The sequence below is a fragment of the Nitratireductor sp. WH36-1 genome (assembly GCF_058725515.1).
Genome location: NZ_CM178970.1, coordinates 3,735,958 through 3,752,698, shown reverse-complemented (window position 1 = coordinate 3,752,698; position 16,741 = coordinate 3,735,958). Strand labels below are relative to the sequence as shown.

Genomic DNA, 16,741 nt, shown 5'->3' with positions numbered 1-16,741 from the left:
CAGGGCGGAGCGCGGGTTAGTGGAAACACCGCAATCGCCTGCCTTACGATCCTATCATTCATGGATCGCCAATGAGACGCTGGAGGACTATTCGCTACGCTATGCGGCGCGGTCGTTCCGGCGCTGGTCTCCATTCGTCATCGCCAACACAGCGCTCGGCGGCATCTCGTTTCTGGCTCTGGAGGCCATCGGCGGGGCGATCACGCTCAGCTACGGGTTCGCCAATGCATTTCCCGCCGTTTTGATCACCTGCCTGTTCGTCTTCGTGACGAACCTGCCCATCGCCTATTATTCGAGCCGCTACAACATCGACATGGATCTGCTCACGCGCGGAGCAGGGTTCGGCTATATCGGCTCCACCATCACGTCGCTGATCTATGCGACCTTCACCTTCATCTTTTTCGCGCTCGAAGGCGCGATCATGGCGCAGGCGCTGAAGCTGTTCGCGGATGTGCCGCTGGTGCTGGGCTACATCATCTCATCGCTCGTCATCATTCCGATCACCTTCATGGGCGTGACGATGATCAGCAAGTTGCAGATGGTCACCCAGCCCATCTGGATCGCAATGCTGCTTGCGCCCTTCATCTACATCGCGGTCGGCCATCCCGAAACGCTCGATCAGTGGATGGCCTTTGCCGGCAGCGAAACGCCGGATGGCGGGTTCGATGTGCTCGCCTTCGGTTCGGCCATCGGTGTTCTGTGCGCGCTCTCCATCCAGATTGGCGAGCAGGTGGATTATCTGCGCTTCCTGCCCGACAAGACGCGCGAAAACCGCTGGCGCTGGTGGGCGGCGGTCATCTCCGCCGGTCCCGGCTGGATCGTGGTCGGCGGTTTCAAGATCCTGTGCGGCAGTCTTCTGGCCGTGCTTGCGGTCTCGGCCGGCCTCTCGCCATCGACGGCGCTCGAACCGATCCACATGTATATCAAGGCCTATGAATATGTGAGCGACGATCCGCGCACCGTGCTGGCGCTGGCGGCGATCTTCGTTCTCATTTCGCAGGTCAAGATCAATGTGACGAACGCCTATGCCGGCTCGCTCGCCTGGTCCAATTTCTTCTCGCGCGTCACCCATTATCACCCCGGCCGCGTGGTCTGGCTGATCTTCAACATCCTGATCTCGCTGCTTCTGATGCTGCTCGGCATCTTCCAGACGCTTGAGCTGGTGCTGGCGGTCTATTCGGTCATCGCCGCCGCCTGGATCGGCTCCATCTTCGCCGATCTCGCCATCTTGAAGCCGATGGGCGTCAGCCCGCCCTTCACCGAGTTCAAGCGCGCCTATCTCTACGATTTCAATCCGGTCGGCTGCGGGTCGATGGCGTTTGCCTCGCTGTTCGCGATCATCTGCTTCATCGGCAGTTTCGGCGATCTGGCGGAAGCCTATGCCGCCCCCATCGCCTTCTTCACCGCGCTTTCAAGCGCGGTGCTGATCGGCGTGGCGACACGCGGCCGCTATTATCTCGCCCGCCCGCGCGTGCCGCTTGCCGAGCCGGACAAGCCGGTGGTGCGCTGCGAAATCTGCGAACTGGAATATGAGCGGCCGGACATGGTGCACTGCACTTTCTACCGGCGTCCGATCTGCTCGCTCTGCTGCAGTCTCGATTCCCACTGCCACGATGCCTGCAAGGTTCCCGACGCAAATCTGGAAGCGCCGCATTATCTGGGCCGCGCCCTGCGCAGCAAGATCGCGCCACGCATGACGCAGCGCCTGCTCAAGGTGAGCGGCGTTCTGTTCTCGCTGGCGGTGATGACGGCTGCCGTCTTTCTGCTGACCTACCGCTTGATCGAGCCGACCGCGCTTCAGCCGCATGTGGAAAGCGGCGCACTTCTCCTGCGGGTGTTTCTGGCGCTCCTGCCGCTGCTCGCCATCGGCGCGTGGTGGATCGTTCTTTCGCATGAAAGCCGCGAGCTTGCGGAGCGCGATCTGGTGACATCGCTTGAAAAGCTTCGGCAGGCGCAGCAGGAACTCGCCTCCAATGAGCGTCTGGCGGCAATCGGTCAGATCACCGCCACGGTCAGCCATGAGCTGCGCAATCCGCTGGGCACCATGGTCACCTCCGCCGATATTCTGCGCCGCTCGCTCAAGAATGCGGATGAGCCCGTCACCGGCGAATTGCAGCGCCTGCAACGCAATGCCTGGCGCTGCGTGCGCATCATCGAGGATCTTCTGGACTTCTCGCGCAAGCATGCGCCCGTCATGTCGCCCGTCGCCATCGACCGCTGGGTCAAGCAGCAATTGAGCGAAGAGGATCAGGAGATCGCGCATCTCATCACGCTCAGGCTTGATGCCGGGTGCGACGTGCTTGCCGATGCAGAGCGTCTGCGGCAGGCCTTCTCCAATGTTCTGCAGAATGCGGCGCAGGCCTGCGAGGAACGCGGGAAGCAAAGCGGTCAGATCATCATCTCCACGCAGCGCCTGCGCGACCGCGTCTACCTGTCGGTGTCCGATAATGGCGGCGGCATGTCTCAGGATGTGGCCGAGCGCGTGTTCGAGCCGCTGTTCAGCACCAAGGCGTTTGGCGTCGGGCTCGGCATGCCGCTCGTCAAGCGCATCATGGAGCAGCATGGCGGCGATGTGCTCATCGAAAGCCAGAAGGGTGTCGGCACCACCGTATCGCTCGTTCTGCCATGTGCGGGAGCGCGCAAGGCATGACTGATCGTGAACTCGACCTCCCCGCAGAAGTCATCGGCGAACATCCGTTGCGTGAAACCACACCGGCGGAAGACCATTGCGTGCTTATCGTCGACGATGACGAGGATTTCGCCGCCAGCCTGTCGGGCCTCCTGAAACTCGAAGGCTACAGGATCGTGGTTGCCCACGATCCGCAGGCAGCACTCGCCTTCCTCGAAGACGCGCGGATCGCGGTCGCCCTGGTCGATGTGCGGCTCGGCACCGGCAATGGCGTCGATCTGGTGCGCCAGATCCGCCAGCGCGAACCGGACGTGGTGTGCGTGATGGTCACCGCCTACGCTTCCATCGACACTGCCGTCGAGGCGTTGCAGGCGGGTGCCTATGACTATCTCTGCAAGCCGTTTCACAGCGAAGACCTGCTTGCCACGCTCGCCCGCTGCTTCGAGCGCATCCGGCTTCTGGAAGAAAAGCGGCTGGCGGCCGAGCGGCTCGGGCAGAAGCAGCGCATGGAGGCGATGGGCCAGCTCACCAGTGGCATTGCGCATGACTTCAACAACATCCTCGCCGTTCTCCTGAGCAATCTGCGCTGGCTGGAGGAGCGGCTGGCCGACCAGCCGGAACTGGCCGAACTGGTCACCGATGCGCTCGAGGCCACCAGGTCGGGTTCCGAACTCACCGACCGCCTGCTGCGCTTTGGCCGCCAGCGCGCGAAAGACATTGCCGTGGTGCAGCTTGGCGAGGCGCTTCCGCCCCTGATGCGGGTTCTGGGGCGCACGCTGGGGGATACGGTGTCCGTTTCGCTCAATGTCGCAGACGGGTTGAACAGCGTGCTCATTCCCGCCGGTCAGCTGGAGCCGAGCCTCGTCAATCTGGCGCTCAATGCGCGCGATGCGATGCCGGGCGGCGGGAGCCTGCATTTCGACGCGTCGAATGTGATCGTTCGCCCGGAGGATGCGCGCGTCGCTTCGGGGCTGTTACCGGGGCGCTATGTGCTCCTGTCGGTGCGCGATACCGGTCATGGCATGCCGGTGGCGGTGCGCCGCCGCGCGCTCCAGCCCATGTTCACCACCAAGCCGCCGGGGCAGGGCAGCGGTCTTGGCCTGTCGATGGTGGATGGTTTCGTGCGGCAGGCCGGTGGCCGTCTCGGCATTCTCAGCACGCCGGGCAAGGGCACCAGCGTCAATCTTTATTTGCCGGCGCACTATTCCTCGGACTGAGGCGCGAACATGTAACCGACACCGCGAATGGTCTTGATCAACTGGGTGTCGCGGGCATTGTCACGCAGCTTGCGGCGGATCTTGCCGATCATCACGTCGATGCTGCGATCATAGGGGTTCCAGTTGCGGTTGGCGACGATGTCGAGGATCTGCTCGCGCGAAAGAACACGCCCGCGCCGCTCCACCAGCGCCGCCAGAAGCTGGAATTCCTGGCTCGTCAAACGCACCGATTCTCCCCGGGGCGAGGAAAGCTGATGCCGTGCGGGATCAAGTTGCCAGCCGGCAAAGCACATGATCGGCGAGCGGCTTTTCTCCTGCGGTTCCGGCATGCTGATGCGCTTGGCGAAGCGGCGCATGACGGTGCGGATGCGGGCCAGAAGTTCGCGCGGCTCGAACGGCTTGGTCACGTAATCGTCTGCCCCCAGCTCCAGGCAGACCACCTTGTCTATCGTGTTGTTCTTGCCTGAAAGCATGATCAGCGGCAGGTCGTGCTGGGCGCGCAGGCCGCGCGCAAGCGAGACACCGTCTTCGCCGACCGGGAAGGTCAGATCGAGAATGACGAGATCGAAGTCCTCATCCGCCATTGCGCGGCGCATGGAGCGGCCATCCTCGGCGCTTGTTACGGCATAGCCTTCGCTCGTGAGGAAACGCTGAAGAAAGCGCCGAAGACGCTGATCATCATCGACAACAAGTACGCGATGTTTTTCGTCCGTGATCCCCATGGCTCATACGATAGTCGCAAACGGTTGCATCGGTCGAGAAGGGAGTTTGCTCCGGTCTTTTGGAAAATGCGCGTTTTGTATCCGGCCAAAGGTAACCGGGGCGGGCAAGGCGCTGGCGGCTCTGGATGCGCCCACGGCAAATGACTGAAATTCAGAGCTTATTTCAGGCTGTTCAAGCGAAAACGAATTCTCCGGAATGTCCCCGGGCGGTTACAAAAAATTACAAAGCGGGCGTTCTCCAGAGCCAATCGGCTTACAGTCCAGACCTAATCTTCTCCGGCACGGTTTCGTCCGGTCGCATCTTGCGGGCGGGCGCAAAAATGACGGGGGGCTCGACACTGGAACCTCCGACTGGCCGTTCAAGAGGAGGAGACCTATGCCTAAAACAGTGTTTTCAGTCGATCTCAACAAGGCGCCTGAGGATCAAGCGATCAAGACGCACAATCGCTGGCATCCCGACATTCCGATGGTTGAGACCTTCAAGCGCGGTGAAGTGTTCCGCGTCGAGTGCTACGACTGGACCGGTGGTCAGATCGGCAACAATGACAGCGCCAACGATGTGCGCGATGTCGACCTGACCCGCGTTCACTATCTGAGCGGTCCGTTCGGTTTCGAGGGCGCAGAGCCAGGAGATCTGCTGGTCGTCGACATTCTCGATATCGGCGCAATGCCTGAATCCGAATGGGGCTTCAACGGCCTGTTCGCCAAGGAAAATGGCGGCGGCTTCCTGACGGAGCACTATCCGAACGCAACCAAGTCGTGCTGGGATTTCCAGGGCATTTACACGACCTCGCGCCACATTCCGGGCGTGCGCTATCCGGGCATCATTCACCCGGGCCTGATCGGCTGTCTGCCCGATCATGCGCTTCTGGCCGAAGCGAACCGCCGTGAGGAGGAACTGGTTTCGACCGACCCGAACCGGGTGCCACCGCTGGCCGCACTGCCTTATTCCGACACGGCGCTCATGGGCCAGATGTCGGGTGATGCAGCACGCAAGGCGGCGGAAGAAGCGTGGCGCACCGTGCCGCCGCGCGAACATGGCGGCAATTGCGACATCAAGAACCTGTCGCGTGGCTCCAAGGTCTATTTCCCTGTCTATGTGAAGGGTGGCGGTCTCTCCATGGGCGACATCCACTTCTCGCAGGGCGATGGCGAAATCACCTTCTGCGGCGCCATCGAAATGGCTGGCTGGATCGACATCAGCGTCGATGTCATCAAGGGCGGCATGGCGAAATACGGTGTCGTCAACCCGATCTTCAAGCCGAGCCCGATCGATCCGCATTTCGATGATTACCTGATCTTCGAGGGCATCTCGGTCGATGAGCACACGGGCGAACAGTATTATCTGGACGCGCATGTGGCCTATCGCCGGGCCTGTCTCAACGCCATCGAGTATCTGAAGAAGTTCGGTTACACGGGCGAACAGGCCTACAGTATCCTCGGCACAGCGCCGGTGGAGGGCCGAATAGCCGGCATTGTGGACATACCGAATGTGTGCGCCACGCTGGCCATTCCGACAGCGATTTTCGACTTCGACATCAATCCGAACTCGACCGGGCCGACCAAACAGGTCTCCGGCGTGGATGTCGCGCGAACAAGCTGAGTGGCCTGGAGCATCGGGCCGGGAGGCGCAGACCGCCTCCCGGTTGTTCCGATGCTCCGTCGAGCCGTTTTCAAAAGAAACGAGTGGGACAGCCGGGGTGGGACCCGGCTGAACCCGCCTTTCGGGAGGAAGAGCTGCCATGCTGCTCGGGTTTGCCTTGCTTTACGTCGGCGCCGTCCTGTTTCTCAACGGGCTGTGGCTGATGGGAAAGATCGACGACAAGGAAATTGTCGTCATCAATGTGGTGTCCGGCTTCGTCACGCTCTGCGTCGCGCTGGCTTCGGCTTTCGGCGCTGCGGCGGATGCCGCGTCGATCAAGTCTGCGGCGCTGACGCTGCTGTTCACCACCACCTATCTCTGGGTCGCCTACAACCGCGTGGTCGCGGTCGATGGCCGCGGGCTCGGCTGGTTCAGCCTGTTCGTGGCGATCACCGTCGTGCCCATCGCGATTGAAGGACTGGCCGGCGCGCAGACCTTCACCGACACCTGGCTCGGCCTCAACTGGGCCATCTGGGCGGTGCTCTGGTTCATGTATTTCCTGCTGCTTGCCCTCAAGCGTCCGATCCTGCAGGCCACTGCGGTCGTCACGCTCCTCACGGGCATCATCACCGGCTGGCTGCCGGGGTTCCTGCTGCTTCAGGGAATGCTCTGAGCTTTTTCGTGCGGCGGCGTCAGGCCGCCGCACCATGCGAGACAGAATTTTCGGAGACCAACATGCCGCTTTACAATTATGTTTGCGAAGATTGCGGACCTTTCGATGAGTGGACGTCCATGGCTGATGCAGGCAATGCATGCGCCTGCCCGAGCTGCCAGACGCCGAGCAGTCGCGATGTGGCCGCGCCAAGCCTCAGCCTCATGAACGGCACGCTCCGGCGCGCGCTGGCGCGCTCGGAAAAAAGCGGCAGCGAGCCGCGCGTGGTCAAGAAGGAACATCTGGCCGGTTGCGGCTGTTCGCTGTGCAATATCGGCAAGAAGGGCCCGCCTTCTCCACGCAAGAAATGGATGATCGGCCACTGCTGAGTTCGCGCTTGCGGACACAGGCTTTCAGGCCGATTCAGGGTGCTTTTCAGGCAGACGGCGCCCCCGCATTCCGGGGGCGCCGTCCGCCTGTTTCATTTTGTCGCCAGATTTGTTGAAACGGTGCGCTTTATGATTTCTGCAAATTGGCGTAATTCCTTCTACAAGGGGCAAGTTATTGATATTTTAGAGTAATTTTATGATTCATAAGCTTTGGCGTCGCGCGGCGTCTTTCAGCATTCTGGCGGTTGTCGCTGCACCGGTTCTTTTTGCTCTTGAGCCCCATTCGCCCGCGCGGGCTGCGGATGTCAGTCAGTTGGCAGAGCCAGTCGCGACAATCGAAGCCGAAGCGCAGCGGCTCATGCAGGACCACGATCTTCCCGGTCTTGCAATCGCGGTCACGGTCGGGGGGGAACATCGCATCTTCAACTACGGCGTCGCTTCGCGTGAAAGCGGTGCGGCGGTGGATGACGACACGCTGTTCGAGATCGGCTCGATCAGCAAGACCTTCACCGGTCTGCTTGCGGCCTACGCGCATGTGCAGGGAAAGCTCTCGCTTTTCGACGAGGTCAGTTCGCGCGTGCCGGCGCTTGAGGGCAGCGCTTTCGATGCCGTGCGCATTCTGGAACTGGCGACCCATACGAGCGGGCTCGAACTCTTCCTGCCGCCGGTCGTGGACAGTCAGGACGCGCTTGTCGCCTATTGCAGGGGCTGGGAGCGTCGCTATTCGCCGGGTACGGAGCGCACCTATTCCAATATCGGCATCGCGCTTCTCGGTTCCATCGCGGCCGACGCCCTGCAGCGGGACTATGACGATGCCCTCGCAAATCTGCTCCTGCCGAAGCTGGGGCTCGCAAACACCTACACGCAGGTTCCGCCTCACCGGATCAGGGACTATGCGCAGGGCTATACGACGGAGAACGAACCCGCCCGCCTGTCAGACAATGCGCTGGCCTCTGCACCCTACGGCGTCAAGACAACGGCGACAGATCTCATCCGCTATGTCGAGGCGCATATGCAAAGCGGCGATCTGGAGCCGGATATGCAAAGCGCCATCGGTCAGGCGCTCACCGGCTATTACAAGGCCGACGCCATCACGCAGGATCTGGTCTGGGAGCAATATGCCTATCCGGTCAGCCTGAAGCGTCTGCTCGATGGCAATTCCAGAAGAATGGCGCGCGACGATGTTCCTGCCATGCATCTGAAGCCGCCATTCCCGCCGCGCCGTAAGGTGCTCGTCAACAAGACCGGTTCCACGAGGGGCTTCTCGGCCTATGTGGCGTTTGTGCCGGGGCGCAGGATCGGCGTGGCCATTCTGGCCAACAGGAATGTGTCGGTGCGTGACCGGGTGCGGGCAGGGTATCGCATTCTTGCAGCCCTGAAGCAGGCACAGCCGTGACAGGGCCATTCGCCGGCAGGCGGGAGAGGCCCGCCGGCGAACGATTGGTGGGTTATCGACGCGCCACCAGAGGCACGTAGTTTTCCAGGTCCGGGTTCGGGAAACGCACCGTGTCGCCGGTCTCCGACGACAGGTAGAGCCCCATCAGGATTTCCAGCACGGCAACGCCGTCGGCAAAGGTTTCCAGCGGCTCCTCGCCCTTGCGGAAGCACTCCACCATGTGCCGGTTTTCATCCGTGTAGCCATAGATCCCGGCCTCGTCTTCCAGCACCGGCATCAGGCCCTGTTCGGCATTCTGCTTCTCGACCAGATCCTCGCCTTCCTCGCCCTTCACCTCGCGCGACATGAAGATTTTCAGGCCGGTGCCGAGCGAGTTGAACTCCATGGCGTATTCCGGCCCAAGCAGTTCCAGCTGGATGCGCAGACCCGCCCCCACATAGGCCCAGGAGGTTGTCGTCTCGATCATCAGCTCGTTGCCGTCCTCGTCCTCCAGTATCACATTGCCGCGCGCAAAGTCCTCGGAGGGGCGGTTGGCGTAATCCACTTCCGGGCCGAAGCGGTTCTTCAGGTCTTCGATATAGCGCGGGCGTGTCCATTTGAGGTTGGCCACGGTGCCGTGCACGGCCTTCAGTTTCAGGGAATCCCGCTTCCTGCCGGGTTCCGTCAGAAGGTGCCGGGCCACTTCAACGCTGTGGCACATCATGTCGAGCAGAACGCCGCCGCCCTGCTTGTCGCCCTGCCAGAACCACGGCTCGTGCGGGCCGGAATGCTCTTCTGCCGCGCGCGCCAGATAGGGGCGTCCGGTGGTGGAGGCGGCGCGCCGCCAGATGATCTCCTTGCCGCGCAGAACCGGCTGGGCGAAGACCTGGTTTTCCAGATAACCGTGGTTCAGCCCGGCGTCTTCCACGAGCCGCAGCATCTCACGCGCATCGGACAGAGTGCGGGCAAGCGGCTTTTCGCAGGCCACCGCAAACACTTTGCTGCGCCCGGAAACGACTTCGTCATGGATGGTGCGCATTGTCTCGAGGCGCGTGTCGTTGGGGGAGAGAATCCAGACCGCGTCCACATCGTCGGCCTGCAGCATGGATGCCAGGCTGTCATGGCTCTTGCAGTCGCCCAGCCCCAGTTCCGCCACCAGCTTCACGATGCGTTCGCGGTTCTCCGCCTTGCGGCTGTAGACGCCGGTCACGTCGACATGGCGCACGCCGAGCATGGACCGCAGATGGAATTCGGCAATGAAGCCGGTGCCGACAAGGCCGATGCGCAGGCGTTTTCCGGGCTGTGCGGACATGGTTGTTTCCCCTTTCATTCTGTTTTCGGTGGTGCGGTGGTGCCGCGCACGCGCAGCGTGGCTGGCAGCACCACGGGTTCCCTGGGCACGGCGGCCCCTGAAAGCATTTCGAGCAGCATGCCCATGGCCTGCCGGCCGATCTCGGTGCGCGGCTGGCGCACCGTGGTCAGCGGCGGGTAGAACGCTTCGCTCAGATAGAGATCGTCGAAGCCGACGACGGACACATCGCCGGGCACGTCGCGCCCGATCTCGCGCAGGTGATGAACCGCGCCGAAGGCCATTTCGTCATTGGCCACGAAGATCGCCGTCGGCGGTTCGGCGAGTTCGAAAAGCGCCTTGCAGGCCGCAGCCCCGCCATGCAGCAGGTAGTCGCCGCGCTGCTCATAGCCTTCGGCAATCGCAAGGCCGGCATTGCGCATGGCGTGGCGATAGCCCTCCTGTCGGCGAAGGCTCATCACTTCGGGAACCGGCCCGGAAATATGGGCGATGCGGCGGTGGCCAAGCCCGATCAGATGCTCCACCGCTTCGCAGGAGGCGGCCACATTGTCGATCTGCACATGCGGAAAGCCGGACCCTTCAATGGTTTCCAGCGCCACCACGATGGGCGCATTGGGCGGCAGCCTGTTGCGCGCGCCCTCCTGCGCCGGCAGCTTGCCCGTCATCAGGATCATGCCGTCGGCATGACCATCGCGCAGCATGTCGAAATACTCGATCTCGCGCTCGGGATCGTTCTCGGTATTGCCCATCAGCACCGAGTAGCCGGCGGCGCGCGCGGTGGCCTCCACGCTCTTCAGAATGTCGAGATAGAACGGGTTGCCCACATCGCGCACCACCATAAGCACCGCCATGGAGCGGGCGGTGCGCAGGCTGCGGGCGCTGGCGTTTGGCCGATAGTGCAGGGCGTCCGCTGTTTCGCGCACCCGCGCGCGCGTCTCCTCCGTCACCAGATCGCTGCCGCTCAGCGCGCGCGACACGGTGGCGGACGAAACGCCCAGCGCCTCGGCAATGTCCTTGATCTTGGGTCGACGGTTCATGCGCGCAGCCCCCGACCGCGGCCATAGAACAGCATCAGCACCAGAAGCGTGGCGCCAAACACCATCTGCCGTCCGGATTCATCGATATTGATCGTGGTCAGGATGCTTTGCAGCACCACCAGCAGAACCGCGCCGGCCATGGTGCCGGTATAGCCGCCCTTGCCGCCGGAAAGCGGGGTTCCGCCAAACACCACGGCGATGATCGATGGCAACATGTATTGCTCCCCTACATTTGCGAAAGAGGAGCCGGAATAACCAAGCAGGCAGAGCCCGGCAATGGCGGCGAACACGCCCGACAGCATGAAGAGAGCGATGCGCGTGCGCCGCACGGGCACACCGGCCATGAAAGCCGCCTGCTCGTTGGAGCCGATGGCGTAGATGCGCTGGCCGAACACGGTGCGGTGCAGGATGAAGGCCATCAGCAGGCCAACCCCGATCCACAGCCAGATGATGCCCGGCAGGCCCAGCAGGAATGGCCTGGTCACGAATTCCGAAAGGGCCGGGGCTGCGCGACCGGAGGGAATGCCCTGCCGGATCACCACCAGAAGCCCCTGAAGCACACCCAGCATGCCAAGCGTCATCACCAGCGGGGGAATGCGCAGCAACGTCACGCCGAGCCCGTTGAACAGGCCGAACAGCGCGCCGGTCGCCACGCAGGCCAGAATGGCCAGCGGGATGCCGCCATCCATGCCGTTCATCACATTGCCGGCCACAATGGCCGAAAGCGAAACCACGCCGCCGACGGACAGGTCGATGCCCTCGCGCCCGCCCAGAATGACGAGGTTCTGGCCGGCCGCGACAATGCCCAGCAGCGCTGCCACGATGAGGAGCCGCAGGATCTGCCCGCCCGAGGCAAAGCCCGGCGAAAGCGTGTTGCCGAGAAACAGAAGTGCCGCGATCAGCACCAGTGCGATGGTGAGCGGGTTTTTGGCAATGTCGAGCAGCCGGTTCATGCGCGCCCCCTGCGGCTGACGAGAACACCCACCATCAGCGCGGCGAGAATGGCGAGCCCCTGCACCAGGTTCTGCCAGTGCGAGGGGGTGCCCGCGAAGAAGACGAGCGAATTGATGAGCCCGATGATCAGCGCCGCGATGACGGAGCCTGCAACCGTGCCAAACCCGCCGGAAAGCGCGCTGCCCCCAAGCACCACGGCGGCAACGCTGAACAGCGTCATCTTCGCGCCGACCAGCGGGTCGCCACTTGCCGTGTCACCGGTGATGCAGAAGGCGGCAAGGGCAGCGAACACGCCACACAGCGCATAGCCGCCAATGCGGATCGCGGTGACGGGGAGCCCGCTCTGGAAGGCCGCCTGCTGCCCGTCGCCCACCGCCAGAAGCTGTGTGGCAAGCCGGGTGCGGGCCAATAGATAAAGCAGGATTGCAAGCGCCACAGCGGCATAGAAGACAAAGGGAATGCCGAAGAAACTGCCGCCATAAGTGCGCCAGAAAACGGTCGGTGCGGGCATGCCGGCCACCGGCAGGATCACCAGCGCCAGCCCGGTGAAGAAGATGCTTGTGGCGAAGGTGGCGACGATGGCCTGCAGGCGCAGCGCCGCGACCACGAAGCCGTTGACGAGGCCGCAGGCCAGTCCGACGAGAACACCCACGCCGAGCGCGGCCAGCACCGAGAGCCCCCCACCGCCCATATGCTGCATCAACACGATGATCGTCACATTGACCAGCGAGGCGATGGCGCCGACCGAAAGGTCGATGTCGGCGGCATAGACCACATAGGTCTGGGCAACCGCCAGAAGCATCAGCGCCATATAGGTGCGCACGAGGCCCGTCAGCGAGCGAAAACTCAAACTGTTGGGCTCGAAGATGCCGTTCAGCACCAGAAGCACCGCGAAAATGAGAAGGGCAGGCAGGAACGGAAAGCGCCTCAAAAGCGTGCCGAAACCGCCGCCATCCTGTTTTGTGAGAGAAGCGTTGGTCGTCATCATGCCGCCTCGTAGGCTGCCTGGTAGAGATTGTAGCGGGTGCGCTCCGCGCCGCTCAGCTCCCGGCTCACCGCGCCGCCGTTGAACACGAGAATGCGGTCGGCATTGTTCAGGAGCTCGGTGTCTTCCGACGAATAGAGCACGATGGCGAGCCCTTCTTCGGCCAGCCTGCGGATCAGCGCGAAAAGGTCTGTCTTGGCCGAAAGATCGATGCCCTTGGTCGGGTCGTCGAGCAGCAGAATGTCGGGCTTGTCGATCAGCCAGCGGGCGATCACGATCTTCTGCTGGTTGCCACCCGACAGCGAGCCGATGGAATGGGAAAGCCCGGCGAATTTCGTGTTGAGCGCCTTGAGCGCCGGCAGCGCCTTTTCAGCGAGCCGCCCCGGGCGCGCCAGCACGAGCCTGTTGCGCAGCGCATGGATGGGCGTGACATTTTCGAGGATCGGACGTCCGGTGATCACCCCGTCGCGGCTCCGATCGCCGGAAACATAGGCCACGCCCTGGGCGATGGCGCTGCGCGGGCTGTCGGTGCGAAGCCGCTCTCGTGCTATCCGCGCTTCGCCGGCACTGGGCGGCTGCGCGCCGAAAAGCGCCTTCAGGAGAGCGGACTGGCCCTGTCCGTGCAGGCCGCCGAGGCCGAGGATTTCGCCCCGTCTGACCGTAAAGCTCACATCGCGAAAGCCCGCGCCGGTGAGGTTCTCAACCGTCAGCGCCGCATCGGTGGATGCTGCCTGTGCGGGTGGCGCAGCTTGCTCTGGGGCGGCAAGCTCTTCCTGCTCGCCCACCATCATGTGGATCACGGCCTCCGGGGTCGTTTCCGCAATGGCCATCGTGCCGATGGTCTCGCCATCGCGGATCACGGTCACGCGGTCGCCGATGGCGAAGATCTCGTCCATGCGGTGCGAGATGAAGACGATGCTGCGGCCGTCATTCCTGAGGCCACGCAGGATTTCGAAGAAGCGGTCCACCTGCGCGCGGTCGAGGGCAGAGGTGGGTTCGTCGAAGATCAGAACCGGCGCTTCCGTCGCCAGCGCTTTCATGATCTCCACCAATTGCCGCTGGTCGGCGCGCAGATCGCCCACATTCGTGTCGGCCCTGAGTTCCGCACCGGCCACGGCCTCGAACAGCGCGATGTAGCGTTCGGCCTTTTCGCGCAATGCCGCCCGGTCGATGAAGAACCCGCTCTGCTTCGGCAGGTCGGGCAGGCAGATGTTTTCGGCCACGCTGCGATGATCGGCGAGGCTCAGTTCCTGATAGAAAATGCCGATGCCCAGCGCCTGCGCCGCACGCGGCCCGCTCACGGTCACCGCGCGCCCGTCGAGCAGCACATCGCCGGCATCCGGGCGCACGCTGCCGGCCACGATCTTGCAAAGCGTGCTTTTGCCGGAGCCATTGGCGCCGATCAGCACATGCACTTCGCCGGTGTCCAGTTCAAGGTCGCCACGGCGTAGCGCCAGCGTGGCGCCGTAAGCCTTGCTTACACCGCTGAGCTTCAGTTTGGTCATGTCTACATCAATCGCTGAAAGGTCGGCGTCAGTCCCTCATCCGCCGGCCGCGCCTTCTCCCGTCAACGTCGCGAAGGAGAATGGCCGTGGCGTGGATGTCTCCCTCTCCCCGCATGTGGGGAGAGGGTGAGGGCGAGGGGCCTTTGCCGGCTTCGTCCTATTTGAACAGCGCTTCCGCGTCGTCGATGGAAAGCGAGCTCGTGTAGGAATAGTAGCCCGGCTTTCCGTCAACGGAGGCGGCCACTTCTTCCAGATTGTCCGAACTGATGAACGGGATCGGCAGATAGAGCGCGTTCTCATACTGCCCGGCCTTGGCCGGCTCCTTCAGTTCACGTCCCTGCAGCATCAGCACGGCCACATTGAGCGCGCTTGCCATCACGCCGGGCGGGTTCACCGAAGCGCCGGAGTTCAGCTTGTTCTCGGTCCAGATGTCGATGAAGTCCTTGCGGATTTCGCCGGTTGCGGCGATGTCGCCAGCCTTGTCGGCGTCCATGATGGAGCGCCATGCGCCGGCGGCCATGCCGTCCTGCACCCAAACGCCGTCAATGTCGGGATAGGTCGCGAGCAGGTTCTGCATGGCCTGCTGGCCCTGCGCCTGATCCCAGTTTGCGTTCACTTCATTGACGATCTCGATACCGTCATGCTCGCCGAACACTTCGCGGTAGCCCGCAACGCGCATCTCGTTGGCCGGGTGCCCGGCAACGCCGTTGATGGCGACGACCTTGCCTTCGCCGTTCAGCGTGTCGGCCAGCCATTTGGCGCTTTCCATGGCCCAGCCCTTCTGGTCGATGCCCACGTAAAGGGCGTCGGGCGAAGAGACTTCGGCATCGGTGGCGATTACCAGAATGCCGGCTTCCTTGGCCTGCGCGAACACCGGGTCAAAGGCGGTCGGGCTGTTGGGGTTGATGATGATGGCGTCAACGCCCTGGCTGATGAAGTTGCGCACATGCGCGATCTGGCCGGGCACGTCGACATTGGCGCTCTGGGCGACCACTTCGACATTCACGCCCTTGTCCTTCCAGGCGGCGGCGGCTTCCTCGGCCTCCTCGATCATCTGGGTGCGCCATTCGCTGCCCACCCAGCCGTTCGACAGACCGATCTTGAAGTCTTCGGCCAAAGCCGAAAGCGCAGTGCCCGCAAGGGCAGCGGCGGTTACGGCAGCAATTGCCAGTTTTTTCATGAACTCCTCCCTGGTGAAATGCACCAACGGCGCAGGCAGCCAAGGCCTTTTCGCCGATCGTGCGGCACTCCTCCTCCATGACGTGTCCTCCGCGAAAGGTATCTTCCGCCACGTCAATGAAATCGATTGTATGGCAAATGTAATCGATTTCAATATGTAATTTGGGGCGTAATTTTGTACGTAATTTTGTGGATTGCCGCCCTGATGCCTCAAAGAAGCTGCAAGCGCCCGATTTTACTTATGCAATCAGAAGGCGTGGCTGAGAGACGTGCTGGAGAGAAGGCGTGGTTTTTGAGGAAGTGAAATTGTTTCAAAACGACACAATCTGTTCACATGCCTGCGTTGCCCGCATTTCATTCACTCGGCTAACTTCTTCGAAGTGAGTAATGATTCGAGTAACATCGCCGTGCACAATGAACCGTCGCTTGAGGTTGTCCAGCTGGAGCTTCTGCTCGACCTCGCCGACCTGATCGCGCAGGGCTTCGAGGCCGCGCTTCTGTCGGTGCTGGACGATGTGGACGGGCAGATTCTTTTCAACCACAGGCTTGATGGCGATCCGCAGTATCAGCGGGTCGCGGCCGTGATGGTCGGCGCGGACGCCGATGTGGCGCTCGTCTTCCTGGACCGTACAGGAACCACCACGCATGTGGAGGGCGCAGCCGAAAGCGACCGCGCGATTGCGCGTGAGGCCGAGAAGGCCCGCAACCGCGCGCTTGCCGCTCAGGCCTGACGCAGCAATTTTCGCATGGCGATCTAACCGTGGCGCGAGTTCTGGCCGGGTCGGGCGCGCGCCACGCGGGGGAAGCGGACCACATTGTCTGCTTCCGGCTTTGCCGAGAATTCGGCCTTGAGCGCGGCATCGAGCAACAGTCCGATGGCTTCGCGCAACTGGTGCGTCGCCGGATCGGAACCGGTCAGTTCGGCCTGTGCGTTTTCGAGGTGGGCGTGCACGGACGCAAAATCTGTCGGCATGGTGTTCCTTTTTCGGTGCCCCCGGTATGGCAGGACCATGCGCAGAAAATTGTAACCGGCAAACAAACACGATCCATGGCATTTTAACGACCGGCGCTCTCCCGGCGCATTCTCTTTGGAAAACCCGATTTAATCTTGCACGCTGGTTGGGAAGGTCCGACCCTGAAGCTTGCCATTGCTTGTGGGGAGATTGTTTTCTTCTGCCGCGTCAGAGCCGGAATTAAGGAATAATA

15 protein-coding genes are annotated in these 16,741 nt (G+C 62.5%); 7 read left to right on the top strand and 8 right to left on the bottom strand.

The features are described from left to right. The first annotated feature begins 19 nt into the window (after window positions 1-19). Together AC4PTT_RS17900 and AC4PTT_RS17895 are read left to right on the top strand one after the other, a co-directional pair. Window positions 20-2,650, top strand: coding sequence for an ATP-binding protein (locus tag AC4PTT_RS17900; protein WP_492161785.1), 2,631 nt, complete (start codon window positions 20-22; stop codon window positions 2,648-2,650). Further along, window positions 2,647-3,846 (top strand): sensor histidine kinase, encoded by a 1,200-nt coding sequence (locus AC4PTT_RS17895; RefSeq protein WP_206554266.1) that lies wholly within the window; start codon window positions 2,647-2,649, stop codon window positions 3,844-3,846. The genes AC4PTT_RS17900 and AC4PTT_RS17895 overlap by 4 nt, the downstream gene beginning before the upstream one ends. On the opposite strand, the gene AC4PTT_RS17890 is transcribed toward AC4PTT_RS17895, so the two are convergent. Continuing rightward, window positions 3,831-4,568, bottom strand: a complete 738-nt coding sequence (locus tag AC4PTT_RS17890) for a response regulator (RefSeq protein WP_297561097.1) — start codon at window positions 4,566-4,568, stop codon at window positions 3,831-3,833. The two genes, AC4PTT_RS17895 and AC4PTT_RS17890, sit on opposite strands and share 16 nt — an antisense overlap. A gap of 376 nt (window positions 4,569-4,944) precedes the next feature. Here AC4PTT_RS17890 and fmdA point away from each other — a divergent pair, with 376 nt between their 5' ends. The 4 genes from fmdA to ampC all read left to right on the top strand — a co-directional run bounded on the left by fmdA (window position 4,945) and on the right by ampC (window position 8,587). Then, window positions 4,945-6,171, top strand: coding sequence for a formamidase (gene fmdA, locus AC4PTT_RS17885; protein WP_007007629.1), 1,227 nt, complete (start codon window positions 4,945-4,947; stop codon window positions 6,169-6,171). 139 nt (window positions 6,172-6,310) lie between these two features. After that, on the top strand, window positions 6,311-6,823 hold the full coding sequence (locus AC4PTT_RS17880) for an AmiS/UreI family transporter (RefSeq protein ID WP_206544545.1): 513 nt from the start codon (window positions 6,311-6,313) through the stop codon (window positions 6,821-6,823). Window positions 6,824-6,885: 62 nt separating this feature from the next. Continuing rightward, a complete protein-coding gene (locus tag AC4PTT_RS17875; protein ID WP_007007627.1) occupies window positions 6,886-7,191 on the top strand; it encodes an FmdB family zinc ribbon protein in 306 nt (101 codons plus the stop codon). A 196-nt stretch (window positions 7,192-7,387) separates the two neighbouring features. Then, window positions 7,388-8,587, top strand: coding sequence for a class C beta-lactamase (ampC, locus tag AC4PTT_RS17870; RefSeq protein WP_492161784.1), 1,200 nt, complete (start codon window positions 7,388-7,390; stop codon window positions 8,585-8,587). A gap of 52 nt (window positions 8,588-8,639) precedes the next feature. On the opposite strand, the gene AC4PTT_RS17865 is transcribed toward ampC, so the two are convergent. The 6 genes from AC4PTT_RS17865 to AC4PTT_RS17840 form a co-directional block, all read right to left on the bottom strand. Continuing rightward, window positions 8,640-9,878 (bottom strand): Gfo/Idh/MocA family protein, encoded by a 1,239-nt coding sequence (locus AC4PTT_RS17865; protein WP_113154088.1) that lies wholly within the window; start codon window positions 9,876-9,878, stop codon window positions 8,640-8,642. Window positions 9,879-9,892: 14 nt separating this feature from the next. Then, a complete protein-coding gene (locus tag AC4PTT_RS17860) occupies window positions 9,893-10,912 on the bottom strand; it encodes a LacI family DNA-binding transcriptional regulator (RefSeq protein WP_492161783.1) in 1,020 nt (339 codons plus the stop codon). Continuing rightward, window positions 10,909-11,865, bottom strand: coding sequence for an ABC transporter permease (locus AC4PTT_RS17855; RefSeq protein ID WP_113154090.1), 957 nt, complete (start codon window positions 11,863-11,865; stop codon window positions 10,909-10,911). The genes AC4PTT_RS17860 and AC4PTT_RS17855 overlap by 4 nt, the downstream gene beginning before the upstream one ends. Next, a complete protein-coding gene (locus tag AC4PTT_RS17850; RefSeq protein WP_390881186.1) occupies window positions 11,862-12,854 on the bottom strand; it encodes an ABC transporter permease in 993 nt (330 codons plus the stop codon). The genes AC4PTT_RS17855 and AC4PTT_RS17850 overlap by 4 nt, the downstream gene beginning before the upstream one ends. Then, a complete protein-coding gene (locus AC4PTT_RS17845; protein ID WP_492161782.1) occupies window positions 12,851-14,356 on the bottom strand; it encodes a sugar ABC transporter ATP-binding protein in 1,506 nt (501 codons plus the stop codon). Before AC4PTT_RS17845 ends, AC4PTT_RS17850 begins: the two co-directional genes overlap by 4 nt. 157 nt (window positions 14,357-14,513) lie before the next feature. After that, window positions 14,514-15,536: an ABC transporter substrate-binding protein gene (locus tag AC4PTT_RS17840; RefSeq protein WP_113154093.1), complete on the bottom strand. Its 1,023-nt coding sequence runs from the start codon at window positions 15,534-15,536 to the stop codon at window positions 14,514-14,516. Between the two features lie 406 nt (window positions 15,537-15,942). On the opposite strand from AC4PTT_RS17840, the gene AC4PTT_RS17835 reads away from it, so the two are divergent. Beyond that, on the top strand, window positions 15,943-16,266 hold the full coding sequence (locus AC4PTT_RS17835; RefSeq protein ID WP_224873493.1) for a hypothetical protein: 324 nt from the start codon (window positions 15,943-15,945) through the stop codon (window positions 16,264-16,266). Between the two features lie 23 nt (window positions 16,267-16,289). Here AC4PTT_RS17835 and AC4PTT_RS17830 read toward each other — a convergent pair whose 3' ends face one another. Beyond that, a complete protein-coding gene (locus AC4PTT_RS17830; protein WP_113154094.1) occupies window positions 16,290-16,508 on the bottom strand; it encodes a hypothetical protein in 219 nt (72 codons plus the stop codon). Window positions 16,509-16,741 lie beyond the last annotated feature (233 nt).

What these genes read in the sequence shown, in the direction of transcription:
- fmdA (WP_007007629.1), top strand. Translation starts at nt 4,945, where the DNA reads ATGCCTAAAACAGTGTTTTCAGTCGATCTCAACAAGGCGCCTGAGGAT.
- AC4PTT_RS17860 (WP_492161783.1), bottom strand. Translation starts at nt 10,912, where the DNA reads ATGAACCGTCGACCCAAGATCAAGGACATTGCCGAGGCGCTGGGCGTT.
- AC4PTT_RS17895 (WP_206554266.1), top strand. Translation starts at nt 2,647, where the DNA reads ATGACTGATCGTGAACTCGACCTCCCCGCAGAAGTCATCGGCGAACAT.
- AC4PTT_RS17840 (WP_113154093.1), bottom strand. Translation starts at nt 15,536, where the DNA reads ATGAAAAAACTGGCAATTGCTGCCGTAACCGCCGCTGCCCTTGCGGGC.
- ampC (WP_492161784.1), top strand. Translation starts at nt 7,388, where the DNA reads ATGATTCATAAGCTTTGGCGTCGCGCGGCGTCTTTCAGCATTCTGGCG.
- AC4PTT_RS17880 (WP_206544545.1), top strand. Translation starts at nt 6,311, where the DNA reads ATGCTGCTCGGGTTTGCCTTGCTTTACGTCGGCGCCGTCCTGTTTCTC.
- AC4PTT_RS17875 (WP_007007627.1), top strand. Translation starts at nt 6,886, where the DNA reads ATGCCGCTTTACAATTATGTTTGCGAAGATTGCGGACCTTTCGATGAG.
- AC4PTT_RS17855 (WP_113154090.1), bottom strand. Translation starts at nt 11,865, where the DNA reads ATGAACCGGCTGCTCGACATTGCCAAAAACCCGCTCACCATCGCACTG.
- AC4PTT_RS17830 (WP_113154094.1), bottom strand. Translation starts at nt 16,508, where the DNA reads ATGCCGACAGATTTTGCGTCCGTGCACGCCCACCTCGAAAACGCACAG.
- AC4PTT_RS17865 (WP_113154088.1), bottom strand. Translation starts at nt 9,878, where the DNA reads ATGTCCGCACAGCCCGGAAAACGCCTGCGCATCGGCCTTGTCGGCACC.
- AC4PTT_RS17890 (WP_297561097.1), bottom strand. Translation starts at nt 4,568, where the DNA reads ATGGGGATCACGGACGAAAAACATCGCGTACTTGTTGTCGATGATGAT.
- AC4PTT_RS17845 (WP_492161782.1), bottom strand. Translation starts at nt 14,356, where the DNA reads ATGACCAAACTGAAGCTCAGCGGTGTAAGCAAGGCTTACGGCGCCACG.
- AC4PTT_RS17850 (WP_390881186.1), bottom strand. Translation starts at nt 12,854, where the DNA reads ATGATGACGACCAACGCTTCTCTCACAAAACAGGATGGCGGCGGTTTC.